Source organism: Phytopseudomonas argentinensis (assembly GCF_900113905.1).
Lineage (GTDB): Bacteria > Pseudomonadota > Gammaproteobacteria > Pseudomonadales > Pseudomonadaceae > Aquipseudomonas > Aquipseudomonas argentinensis.
The window spans coordinates 1172208-1184592 of the sequence record NZ_FORC01000001.1 but is presented as its reverse complement, the minus strand read 5'-3'; the positions used below and the strand labels follow the sequence as shown (position 1 = coordinate 1184592).

Below are 12385 nucleotides of genomic sequence, written 5' to 3'. Positions count from 1 at the left end.
GTCGCCTTTTTCATGTCTGCCGGTTACCGATAGGGTGCACGACTGGCTAGTCGCTCAGTTCTGCGCGTTGCTGACCAGTTTGCGGGCGTGGGCCAGGGATTCGTCGGTAAGGTCGATGCCGCCCAGCATGCGGGCGACCTCCTCGACGCGCTGCGTTTCGCCGAGCTTGCTGACCGCCGTGCGCGTGGCATTGCTGCCGCGCACCTTGTGCACGAACAGGTGCTGGTGACCCTGGGCAGCGACCTGGGGCAGGTGAGTGACGGTCAGTACCTGGCCACGCTCGCCAAGGCGACGCAGCAGTTGCCCCACCACCTCGGCGGTGGGGCCGCCGATACCCACATCCACTTCGTCGAACACCAGGGTTGGCACCCGTGAAGTCTGCGCGGTGATCACCTGGATCGCCAGGCTGATACGCGACAGCTCGCCGCCCGAGGCAACCTTGGCCAGTGCCTTGATCGGTTGCCCGGGGTTGGCGCTGACCAGGAACTCGACCTGCTCCAGGCCATTGGCGTTCGGCTCGCTGCCTTCTATGGGCTGCAGCTGAATGCTGAAGCGCCCACCCGGCATACCCAGGGTCTGCATTTCCTTCTCGACCGCCTTGCCGAGCTTGCCGGCGGCCTTTTGCCGCTTGCTGCTGAGTTCCGCCGCCTTTTCCTGATAGTGACGGCCATAGGCAGCGAGCTCCTCGCCCAGGCGCTCGGCGGCCTGATCATCGGCATTGAGGCTTTCCAGCTCGTCGAACAGCTGCTGCTGCATCGCAGGTAGCTCGCTGGGGTGGATGCGGTGCTTGCGCGCCAGGGTGTAGATGGTGTCCAGGCGTTCTTCGAGTTGCTGCTGGCGCTCGGGGTCGGCGTCGAAGTGGTCGAGGAAGCGATTGAGTTCGCCCACTGCTTCTTCAACCTGGATCTGCGCGCTGGCCAGCAGGTTGGTGGCTTCGTTGAGGGCGCCGGGCTGACCCTGCAGGCCGCTCAGGCGATTGAGGCTGGCGGTGAGTACCGACAGTACGTTGCCGGCATCACTCTCGCTGCATTGGTCGATGACCTGGCGGCAGGCACTGAGCAGGCTCTCCGCGTTGGTCAGGGCTTTGTGATCCTGTTCCAGCTGCTCCAGTTCGTTGTCGCCCAAGCCGAGGTTTTCCAGCTCTTCGAGTTGGTAGCTGAGCAGTTGATGGCGGGCGCGCTGCTCGTCGCCCTGGGAGGTGACGCGCTCGAGTTCGCTGCGGGTCTGTTTCCAGCGTTGTGCTGCCAGCTGTACTTGGCGGGCCAGTTCCTGAACGCCTGCGTATTCGTCGAGCAGTCGGCGGTGGGTGTCGGTCTTGAGCAGCGACTGGTGTTCATGCTGGCTATGGATGTCGATCAGCAGCTCGCCGAGGGCCTTGAGGTCGCCAAGTGGGCAGGGCGTGCCGTTGATGTAGCCGCGCGAGCGGCCTTCGGCGGTAATCACCCGGCGCAGGATGCACGGGCCGTCGTTGTCCAGATCGCGTTCGGCGAGCCAGGCATGGGCCTCGGGAATGTCGCCCAGGTCGAAGCTGGCGAGGATGTCGGCTTTGTCGGCACCGGGGCGGACCACCCCGCTGTCGGCGCGATCGCCCAGGGTCAGGCCGAGGGCGTCGAGCATGATCGATTTACCGGCGCCCGTTTCGCCGCTGATGACGCTCATGCCCCGATCCAGTTCCAGATCCAGGTGTTCGACGATGGCGTAATTGTGAACGGACAGGTGCACCAGCATGGCGAGGCCTCTCAGGGTTTGTCTGGTTATTTATACAGTGGTTTGCCTTGGGGTGGCAATACGCTGACGACTGGCTGCTGGAAAGTGGACATGGCCCTTGAAACCCTACAAATCGTCCTTATATAGCCGGCAGACGCGCGAGTTGAGGCTCGTCGAATCATTCAGAGGAGAAATGCATGGCTGACGAACAGAACCTGGATCCGCAGACTTCCGACGCGCAAGAGAACGATGCTGCGCTGAACGAAGACATGGCTGCTCGCGTGCAAGCGCTCGAAGAGCAACTGGCGGCTGCGCAGGATCAGTCGCTGCGCATGGCTGCCGATCTGCAGAACGTGCGCCGTCGCGCTGAGCAGGATGTCGAGAAGGCGCACAAGTTCGCCCTCGAGAAATTTGCCAATGACCTGCTGCCGGTGGTCGATAGCCTGGAGCGCGGCCTCGAGTTGTCGAGCGCCGATGACGACGCGATCAAGGCGGTGCGCGAGGGCATGGAGCTGACGCTCAAGTTGCTGCTCGACACCCTCAAGCGTCACCAGCTGGAAGCCATCGACCCCCATGGTGCGCCGTTCAACCCGGAGCATCACCAGGCCATGGCGATGCAGGAAAGCACCAATGTGGAGCCCAACAGCGTGCTCAAGGTGTTCCAGAAGGGCTACCTGCTCAATGGTCGCCTGCTGCGCCCGGCCATGGTCGTGGTCAGCAAGGCACCGGCCGAAACGCCGCCATCGATCGATGAGCAGGCTTGAAATCGGCGAGCTGAGCCCCATTTAGTAAGTCAAGCGTATTAGTGCTACCGCAGCGGTCACGACAACGCTGCGGATATATCAAAGTTTCGGGAGAGTGAAATGGGCAAAATCATCGGTATCGACCTGGGGACCACCAACTCCTGTGTCTCCATTCTTGAAAACGGTAACGTCAAGGTCATCGAAAACGCCGAAGGCGCGCGTACCACGCCGTCGATCATCGCGTACGCCAACGATGGCGAGATCCTGGTCGGCCAGTCCGCCAAGCGCCAGGCGGTGACCAACCCGCATAACACCCTGTACGCGGTGAAGCGCCTGATCGGCCGTCGCTTCGACGAAGAAGTCGTGCAGAAAGACATCCAGATGGTGCCGTACAAGATCTCCAAGGCCGACAATGGCGACGCCTGGGTCGAAGTCAACGGCCAGAAGATGGCACCGCCACAGATTTCGGCTGAAATCCTCAAGAAGATGAAGAAGACCGCCGAAGATTACCTCGGCGAGTCGGTGACCGAGGCGGTGATCACCGTTCCGGCCTACTTCAACGACAGCCAGCGTCAGGCTACCAAGGATGCCGGTCGCATCGCCGGCCTGGACGTCAAGCGCATCATCAACGAGCCGACCGCAGCTGCACTGGCTTACGGTATGGACAAGGCCAAGGGCGACCACACCGTGATCGTCTATGACCTGGGCGGCGGTACCTTCGACGTGTCGGTGATCGAGATCGCCGAAGTCGACGGCGAGCACCAGTTCGAAGTGTTGGCCACCAACGGTGACACCTTCCTCGGTGGTGAAGACTTCGACATTCGTCTGATCGACTATCTGGTCGACGAATTCAAGAAAGAAACCGGCATGAACCTCAAGGGTGATCCGCTGGCCATGCAGCGCCTCAAGGAAGCTGCCGAGAAGGCCAAGATCGAGCTGTCGTCCAGTCAGCAGACCGACGTCAACCTGCCGTACATCACTGCAGATGCCACCGGTCCCAAGCACCTGAACGTGAAGATCTCCCGTTCCAAGCTGGAATCGCTGGTCGAAGACCTGGTGCAGCGCACCATCGAGCCGTGCCGCATTGCCCTGAAAGATGCCGGCATCGACGTTGGCGCCATCAACGACGTGATCCTGGTCGGTGGCCAGACCCGCATGCCGCTGGTGCAGAAGACCGTTGCCGACTTCTTCGGCAAGGACGCCCGCAAGGACGTCAACCCGGACGAGGCGGTGGCCATGGGCGCTGCCATTCAGGGTGCGGTACTGGCCGGTGACGTCAAGGACGTGCTGCTGCTGGACGTTTCCCCGCTGACCCTGGGTATCGAAACCATGGGTGGCGTGATGACCCCGCTGATCGAGAAGAACACCACCATCCCGACCAAGAAGTCGCAGGTGTTCTCGACCGCCGACGACAACCAGAGCGCCGTGACCATTCACGTGCTGCAGGGTGAGCGCAAGCAGGCCGCGCAGAACAAGTCCCTGGGCAAGTTCGACCTGGCCGAGATTCCGCCGGCCCCGCGCGGCGTGCCACAGATCGAAGTGACCTTCGACATCGACGCCAATGGCATCCTGCACGTCGGCGCCAAAGACAAGGCCACCGGCAAGCAGCAGTCGATCGTTATCAAGGCCAACTCCGGTCTGTCCGATGACGAGATCGAGCGTATGGTGCGCGACGCCGAGGCCAATGCCGAGGAAGACCGCAAGTTCGAGGAACTGGCCGGCGCGCGCAACCAGGGCGACCAACTGGTGCATGCGACCCGCAAGATGCTTACCGAAGCCGGCGACAAGGCGACTGCCGAAGAGAAGGCCGCCATCGAAACCGCGCTGGGCGAACTGGAAGTAGCCGTTAAGGGCGACGACAAGGCGGTCATCGAGGCGAAGATGAACGCGCTGTCCGAAGCGACCACGCCGCTGGCGCAGAAGATGTACGCCGAACAGCCGCAGCCAGGTGCTGCCGGCGCCGGTGCGGCGGATGCTGGCGATACCAAGGGCTCTGCCGACGATGTGGTCGACGCCGAGTTCGAGGAAGTCAAGGACAACAAGTAAGCCCCGGCTTGCCTGTGTTTACGCCCTGGCGCACCGCGGTGTGATAGGGCGATCCGCCGCGCGGGGGCTTGCTCCCGCGTTGGCGTGTCTGGACGGTACGAATTTTGAGAGTGTTAGAAACCCATGTCTAAACGTGACTACTACGAAGTGCTCGGGGTCGAGCGCGGTGCCAGCGAGGCGGAGCTGAAAAAGGCTTACCGTCGCCTGGCGATGAAGCACCACCCCGACCGCAATCCCGGCGACAAAGCGGCCGAAGATGCCTTCAAGGAAGCCAACGAGGCTTATGAAGTGCTGTCCGATGCCGGCAAACGCAGCGCCTACGATCAGTACGGTCATGCTGGCGTCGATCCGCAGATGGGCGGCGGTGGCGGTTTCGGTGGTGGCGGCGCGAACTTCTCCGACATCTTTGGCGATGTATTCAGCGACTTCTTCGGTGGCCAGCGTGGCGGTCAGCGTGGCGGTGCCCAGCGCGGCAGCGACCTGCGTTACACCCTGGAGCTGGATCTCGAAGAGGCGGTACGTGGCACCACGGTGACCATTCGCGTGCCGACCCTGGTCAACTGCAAGGTCTGTGACGGCTCGGGCGCCAAGAAGGGCACCAGCCCGGTGACCTGTACCACCTGTGGTGGTATCGGTCAGGTGCGCATGCAGCAGGGCTTCTTCTCGGTGCAGCAAACCTGCCCGCGTTGTCATGGCAGCGGCAAGATGATCACCGACCCCTGTGGCGCCTGTCACGGTCATGGCCGTGTCGAGGAGCACAAGACGCTGTCGGTCAAGGTGCCGGCGGGTGTCGATACCGGCGACCGCATCCGGCTTTCCGGTGAGGGCGAGGCCGGTACCCTGGGTGGGCCGGCAGGCGACCTGTACGTGGTGGTCAACGTGCGTGAGCACGCGATCTTCCAGCGGGACGGCAAGCACCTGTACTGCGAAGTGCCGATCAGCATCGTCGATGCGGCCCTGGGTGGCGAGCTGGAAGTGCCGACCCTCGATGGTCGGGTCAAGCTGAAGATTCCGGAAGGCACCCAGACCGGCAAGCTGTTCCGCTTGCGCGGCAAGGGCGTGGCGCCGGTACGCGGCGGTGGTGCGGGCGACCTGATGTGCAAGGTGGCGGTGGAAACCCCGGTCAACCTGGATCGCCGTCAGCGCGAGCTGCTCGAGGAGTTCCGTCAGTCTCTGGCCGGTAACAGCTCCAACTCGCCCAAGGCCAATGGCTGGTTCGAAGGTGTGAAGCGCTTCTTCGGCGACCTTTAACGCGATGATCCGCGGCAGGCAGCTGGTATCGGCCAGCTGCCTGCCGTTTTTGCTTTGGAGTTAAGCATATGCGTATTGCAGTCACGGGCGCCGCCGGGCGTATGGGCAAGAACCTGATCGAGGCGGTTCATCAGGCCGACGGTGGCGTGCTTGGTGCCGCCGTGGCGCGTCCGACCAGCACGCTGCTCGGTGCTGATGCCGGTGAGCTGGCCGGTGTTGGCAAGCTCGGCGTGGCGCTGTCCGGCAGCCTGGAGAGCGTGCTCGACGAGTTCGATGTATTGATCGATTTCACCCATCCCTCGGTGACCCTCGAAAACCTGGAAATCTGCCGCCGTGCCGGCAAGGCCATGGTGATCGGTACCACTGGCTTCAGCGCCGCGGAAAAGCAGCTGCTGGTCGATGCAGGCAAAGAGATTCCCATCGTCTTCGCCGCCAACTTCAGCGTGGGTGTGAACCTTTGCCTGAAGTTGCTCGATACCGCCGCCCGCGTGCTCGGCGACGATGTGGATATCGAGGTCCTCGAGGCTCATCACCGTCACAAGGTCGACGCGCCATCGGGAACCGCGCTGCGCATGGGCGAGGTGGTGGCCAATGCGCTGGGCCGTGATCTGGAAAAGGTCGCGGTCTATGGCCGTGAAGGTCAGACCGGTGCTCGTGCTCGTGAAACCATCGGTTTCGCCACCGTACGTGCTGGTGATGTGGTGGGCGACCACACCGTGCTGTTCGCTGCCGATGGCGAGCGCGTGGAGATCACCCACAAGGCGTCGAGCCGCATGACCTTCGCCAAGGGCGCGGTGCGGGCGGCTTCCTGGCTGCAGGGGCGTTCGCCGAGCCTCTATGACATGCAGAACGTACTGGGCCTGAAATGAGTCATGGCGAGGGCGCAGTGGGCGCCCTCGCCATAGGCGGCATGGCGCTATGCGCTGCAGGGCTCGAGCGGCTTGCCCGCGCTTCGCTTGCGGCTACTTAATCCGGGTCGCTCGGGCTGATACAGGCTCGCTCTGGCCGCCGTGGATCGGATTTCAGGTTTTTGCCCTTGCATGCCTTTCGAAAAAAGCGCTTTTCCTGTAAGCTTTCTGCTTTAGTGTGTCCACTAAAAGTTGCGCAGAATGAATCAATCAAAAAAGCGGGATGACCTTCACACGTCATCCCGCTTTTTTACAATCTGCGTTTGCTCCACGATCTACGGGAGGTCTTCTTGAGTAAGCCAGCCATACTCGCCCTTGCTGACGGCAGCATTTTTCGCGGCGAGGCCATCGGGGCCGACGGCCAAACTGTCGGGGAGGTGGTGTTCAACACTGCCATGACCGGCTATCAGGAAATTCTTACCGATCCGTCTTATGCCCAGCAGATCGTTACCCTGACCTATCCACACATCGGCAATACCGGCACCACGCCGGAGGATGCCGAGTCGAATCGCGTCTGGGCTGCCGGCCTGATCATTCGTGATCTGCCGCTGATTGCCAGCAACTGGCGCAACAAGCAGTCGCTGCCGGACTACCTCAAGGCAAATGGCACCGTTGCCATCGCCGGCATCGATACCCGTCGCCTGACCCGTATTCTGCGCGAGAAGGGTTCGCAGAACGGCTGCATCCTGGTGGGCGCCGATGCCACCGAGGAAAAGGCACTGGAGCTGGCGCGTGGCTTCCCTGGCCTCAAGGGCATGGACCTGGCCAAGGAAGTCAGCTGCACCGAACGTTACGAGTGGCGTTCCAGCGTGTGGAACCTGCAAGACGACAGCCACCCCGAAATCGCGGCCAGTGAGCTGCCTTACCACGTGGTGGCCTACGACTACGGCGTCAAGCTGAACATCCTGCGCATGCTGGTCGAGCGCGGTTGCCGCCTGACCGTGGTGCCGGCACAAACCCCGGCCAGTGACGTGCTGGCGCTCAACCCCGACGGCGTATTCCTGTCCAACGGTCCTGGCGACCCCGAACCGTGCGACTACGCCATCCAGGCGATCAAGGATGTGCTGGAAACCGACATCCCGGTATTCGGCATCTGCCTTGGCCACCAGCTGCTGGCGCTGGCCTCCGGCGCCAAGACCCTGAAGATGGGTCACGGTCACCACGGTGCCAACCACCCGGTACAGGACCTCGACACCGGCGTGGTGATGATCACCAGCCAGAACCACGGTTTTGCCGTGGACGAGAACACTCTGCCAGGCAACCTGCGGCCGATCCACAAGTCGCTGTTCGATGGCACCCTGCAGGGCATCGAGCGTACCGACAAGGACGCCTTCAGCTTCCAGGGTCACCCCGAGGCCAGCCCGGGCCCGAACGATGTCGCCCCGCTGTTCGACCGCTTCATCGAAGCCATGGCCAAGCGCAAATAGACGAGTCGTCTGGAAAGCGTAGCGAGCGCTGTCTGGGCAAGGCGCCCGGCACGCAACGACGAGACAGTACATGTGTTAGTACGGCGAGGAAGTGAGTACCGCGCAACGCAGCCCAGATAGCGCGCAGTAGCTTTCAAGATGACTCGCCGACTGACCTAAGGATTCGAGAGAGAACATGCCAAAACGTACAGACATCAAAAGTATCCTGATCCTCGGCGCCGGCCCCATCGTCATCGGCCAGGCGTGCGAGTTCGACTATTCCGGCGCCCAGGCCTGCAAGGCCCTGCGCGAGGAAGGCTTCCGCGTCATCCTGGTGAACTCCAACCCGGCCACCATCATGACCGATCCGGCCATGGCCGACGCCACCTACATCGAGCCGATCAAGTGGGCCACCGTGGCCAAGATCATCGAGAAGGAGCGCCCGGACGCCCTGCTGCCGACCATGGGCGGCCAGACCGCGCTGAACTGCGCCCTGGATCTGGAACGCCATGGCGTGCTGGAGAAGTTCGGTGTCGAGATGATCGGTGCCAACGCCGACACCATCGACAAGGCCGAAGACCGCTCGCGCTTCGACAAGGCCATGAAGGACATCGGCCTGGCCTGCCCGGTATCGGGCATCGCCCACAGTATGGAAGAAGCCTACGGCGTGCTGGAGAAGGTCGGCTTCCCGTGCATCATCCGGCCGAGCTTCACCATGGGCGGCACCGGTGGCGGTATCGCCTACAACCGTGAGGAATTCGAAGAGATCTGCACCCGTGGTCTGGACCTGTCGCCGACCAACGAGCTGCTGATCGACGAATCGCTGATCGGCTGGAAGGAATACGAGATGGAGGTGGTCCGCGACAAGAAGGACAACTGCATCATCGTCTGCTCCATCGAGAACTTCGACCCGATGGGCGTGCACACCGGCGACTCGATCACTGTGGCCCCGGCCCAGACCCTGACCGACAAGGAATACCAGATTCTGCGTAACGCCTCCCTGGCGGTGCTGCGCGAGATCGGCGTGGAAACCGGCGGCTCCAACGTGCAGTTCGGCATCTGCCCGAACACCGGCCGCATGGTGGTGATCGAGATGAACCCGCGGGTGTCGCGCTCCTCGGCCCTGGCCTCCAAGGCTACCGGCTTCCCGATCGCCAAGATCGCCGCCAAGCTGGCGGTCGGTTACACCCTCGACGAGCTGCAAAACGACATCACCGGTGGTCGCACCCCGGCCTCGTTCGAGCCGGCCATCGATTACGTGGTTACCAAGATCCCGCGTTTCGCCTTCGAGAAATTCCCCAAGGCCGATGCACGCCTGACCACCCAGATGAAATCCGTGGGTGAGGTCATGGCCATCGGCCGGACCTTCCAGGAGTCCCTGCACAAGGCCCTGCGTGGCCTGGAAGTCGGCGTCGCCGGCTTCGATCCGAAGCTCGATCCGGCCGACCCGGAAGCGGAAAGTACCCTCAAGCGCGAGCTGATCGTGCCGGGCGCCGACCGCATCTGGTACGTGGCCGATGCCTTCCGCGCCGGCAAGAGCGTCGAGGAAGTGTTCGAGCTGACCCGCATCGACGAGTGGTTCCTGGTGCAGATCGAAGACCTGATCAAGGACGAGCAGCGCATCCAGACTCTGGGCCTGGCCAGCATCGACCGCGATCTGATGTTCAGCCTCAAGCGCAAGGGCTTCTCCGACGCGCGCCTGGCCGCGCTGCTCGGCGTCACCGAGAAGAACCTGCGCAGCCACCGCCACAAGCTCAAGGTGCTGCCGGTCTACAAGCGCGTCGATACCTGCGCCTCCGAGTTTGCTACCGACACCGCCTACATGTACTCGACCTACGAGGAAGAGTGCGAGGCCAATGCCAGCGGTCGCGACAAGATCATGATTCTCGGCGGTGGCCCGAACCGTATCGGCCAGGGCATCGAGTTCGATTACTGCTGCGTGCACGCGGCGCTGGCCATGCGGGAAGACGGTTACGAGACCATCATGGTCAACTGCAACCCGGAAACCGTGTCCACCGACTACGACACCTCCGATCGCCTGTACTTCGAGCCGGTAACCCTGGAAGACGTACTGGAAATCGTCCGCGTCGAGCAGCCCAAGGGCGTGATCGTCCAATACGGCGGGCAGACCCCGCTGAAGCTGTGCCGTGCCCTGGAAGAAGCCGGCGTGCCGATCATCGGCACCAGCCCGGACGCCATCGACCGCGCCGAAGACCGTGAACGCTTCCAGCAGATGGTGCAGCGCCTCGGCCTGCGTCAGCCGGCCAACGCCACTGCGCGCAGCGAAGAAGAAGCGCTGACCCTGTCCAAGAACATCGGTTATCCGATGGTGGTGCGCCCGTCCTACGTACTGGGCGGCCGGGCGATGGAGATCGTCTACCAGGAAGAAGAGCTCAAGCGCTACATGCGCGAAGCGGTGAAGGTATCCAACGACAGCCCGGTGCTGCTGGATCGCTTCCTCAACTGCGCCATCGAGGTGGACGTGGATGCGGTCAGCGACGGCGAGATCGTGGTGATCGGCGCAATCATGCAGCACATCGAGCAGGCAGGGGTGCACTCCGGTGACTCCGCCTGTTCGCTGCCCCCGTACTCGTTGCCGGCACACATCCAGGACGAGATCCGCGATCAGGTCAAGAAAATGGCCCTGGAGCTGGGTGTGGTCGGCCTGATGAACGTGCAGATGGCCGTGCAGGGCGAAGACATCTACGTGATCGAAGTGAACCCGCGTGCCTCGCGTACCGTACCGTTCGTGTCCAAGTGCATCGGCGAGTCGCTGGCCAAGGTCGCCGCCCGCGTGATGGCGGGCAAGACCCTCACCGAGCTGGGCTTCACCCAGGAAATCATCCCGCCGTTCTTCAGCGTCAAGGAAGCGGTGTTCCCGTTCAACAAGTTCCCGGGCGTCGACCCGATCCTCGGCCCGGAGATGAAATCCACCGGTGAGGTGATGGGCGTCGGTGACAGCTTCGGCGAGGCCTTCGCCAAGGCCCAGCTGGGGGCCAGCGAGATTCTGCCGAACTCCGGTTGCGCATTCATCAGCGTGCGCGAGGACGACAAGCCAGAAGCCGTTCAGGTCGCCCGCGATCTGGTTGCCCTGGGCTTCGAAGTGGTCGCCACCGCCGGTACCGCCAAGGTGATCGAGGCCGCCGGCCTGCCGGTGCGCCGCGTGAACAAGGTAACCGAGGGGCGCCCGCACGTGGTCGACATGATCAAGAATGACGAAGTCACCCTGATCATCAACACCACCGAAGGCCGTCAGTCCATCGCTGACTCCTACTCCATCCGTCGTAACGCTCTGCAGCACAAGATCTACTGCACCACCACCATCGCGGCGGGGCAGGCGGTCTGTGAGGCGCTTAAATTCGGTCCCGAGAAGACCGTGCGCCGTCTGCAGGATCTGCATGCAGGAATCAAGGCATGAACAAGTACCCGATGACCGTCCAGGGCGCCCGCGCCCTGGAAGAAGAACTGGCGCACCTGACCAAGGTGCGTCGTCCGGCCCTCAGCCAGGCGATTGCCGAGGCTCGCGAGCTGGGTGACCTCAAGGAAAACGCCGAATACCATGCCGCCCGCGAGGAGCAGGGCATGGTCGAGGCGCGCGTGCGTGATATCGAGGGGCGCCTGCAGAACGCGGTGATCATCGACGTCACCACCATCGCCCACACCGGCAAGGTGATCTTCGGTACCACCGTGGAGATCGCCAACGTCGAGACCGACGAGAGCGTGACCTACCAGATCGTTGGCGAGGACGAGGCCGACATCAAGCAGGGCAAGCTTTCCGTAGGGTCGCCCATCGCTCGTGCCCTGGTAGGCAAGAGCGAAGGGGATGTGGTCGGGGTCAATACCCCCAGTGGTTTGGTCGAGTACGAGATTGTCGAAGTTCGCCACGTCTGATCGAGTCGCTGCGCCTGACCGCGCAGCCAATGCCTGGGTGCTGCTGCAAACCCTCTGGGTCGGCGGCATCTGGACATTGCATTTTCTGGTGCTGCCGGGCCTGGCCAGTGTTGGCCTGGCACCCTTGCTGATCGAGGAAGTGGCACGCACGCTGGTGCCGCAGATGGTCGGCGTTGCGCTGGGTGCCGCGCTGCTGCAGGTTCTGCTGCTGGTCAGGCAGCGCAGCGCTTCGGCGCTGTGGCGCGAGCGCAGCGGGCAATTGCTGCTCGCGGTGCTGGCCCTTTCGCTGGCCTTTCTGGTTTCCCTGATAGTCTGGCCGCAGGCGCTGCGCTGGCAGCTGTTCAGCTACCTGGTGCTGGCGTTCTTTGGCGTGTTGCTGGTCTTGCAGCCGGTGCCGCGCCGGCCCGTGGCAGCCGACCCGCAGGTCGGCTGA

General features: G+C 62.9%; 9 protein-coding genes. 8 read left to right on the top strand and 1 reads right to left on the bottom strand.

Translation table 11 applies throughout. The features are described from left to right. Window positions 1–54 precede the first annotated feature (54 nt). Complete coding sequence (gene recN / locus BM154_RS05375; protein WP_074881328.1) at window positions 55–1728, bottom strand: DNA repair protein RecN; 1674 nt, start codon at window positions 1726–1728, stop codon at window positions 55–57. Window positions 1729–1904: 176 nt separating this feature from the next. Between recN and grpE the strand changes: the two genes are divergently transcribed. The 8 genes from grpE to BM154_RS05330 all read left to right on the top strand — a co-directional run bounded on the left by grpE (window position 1905) and on the right by BM154_RS05330 (window position 12385). Continuing rightward, the gene (gene grpE / locus BM154_RS05370) at window positions 1905–2471 is read left to right on the top strand and encodes a nucleotide exchange factor GrpE (RefSeq protein WP_074881327.1); all 567 of its coding nucleotides are present in this window, start codon (window positions 1905–1907) and stop codon (window positions 2469–2471) included. A gap of 99 nt (window positions 2472–2570) precedes the next feature. Further along, complete coding sequence (gene dnaK / locus BM154_RS05365; protein WP_074881326.1) at window positions 2571–4496, top strand: molecular chaperone DnaK; 1926 nt, start codon at window positions 2571–2573, stop codon at window positions 4494–4496. 123 nt (window positions 4497–4619) lie between these two features. Continuing rightward, a complete protein-coding gene (dnaJ, locus tag BM154_RS05360) occupies window positions 4620–5747 on the top strand; it encodes a molecular chaperone DnaJ (protein WP_074881325.1) in 1128 nt (375 codons plus the stop codon). A 68-nt stretch (window positions 5748–5815) separates the two neighbouring features. Further along, window positions 5816–6616, top strand: a complete 801-nt coding sequence (dapB, locus tag BM154_RS05355; RefSeq protein WP_074881324.1) for a 4-hydroxy-tetrahydrodipicolinate reductase — start codon at window positions 5816–5818, stop codon at window positions 6614–6616. 329 nt (window positions 6617–6945) lie between these two features. Further along, a complete protein-coding gene (carA, locus tag BM154_RS05345; RefSeq protein WP_074881322.1) occupies window positions 6946–8082 on the top strand; it encodes a glutamine-hydrolyzing carbamoyl-phosphate synthase small subunit in 1137 nt (378 codons plus the stop codon). A gap of 175 nt (window positions 8083–8257) precedes the next feature. Continuing rightward, window positions 8258–11479 (top strand): carbamoyl-phosphate synthase large subunit, encoded by a 3222-nt coding sequence (carB, locus tag BM154_RS05340; protein ID WP_074881321.1) that lies wholly within the window; start codon window positions 8258–8260, stop codon window positions 11477–11479. Then, on the top strand, window positions 11476–11952 hold the full coding sequence (gene greA / locus BM154_RS05335; protein WP_070884261.1) for a transcription elongation factor GreA: 477 nt from the start codon (window positions 11476–11478) through the stop codon (window positions 11950–11952). The genes carB and greA overlap by 4 nt, the downstream gene beginning before the upstream one ends. Further along, window positions 11930–12385 carry a DUF4149 domain-containing protein gene (locus tag BM154_RS05330; RefSeq protein ID WP_083414453.1) on the top strand — a complete coding sequence of 152 codons (456 nt, stop codon included), beginning with the start codon at window positions 11930–11932 and terminating at the stop codon, window positions 12383–12385. The genes greA and BM154_RS05330 overlap by 23 nt, the downstream gene beginning before the upstream one ends.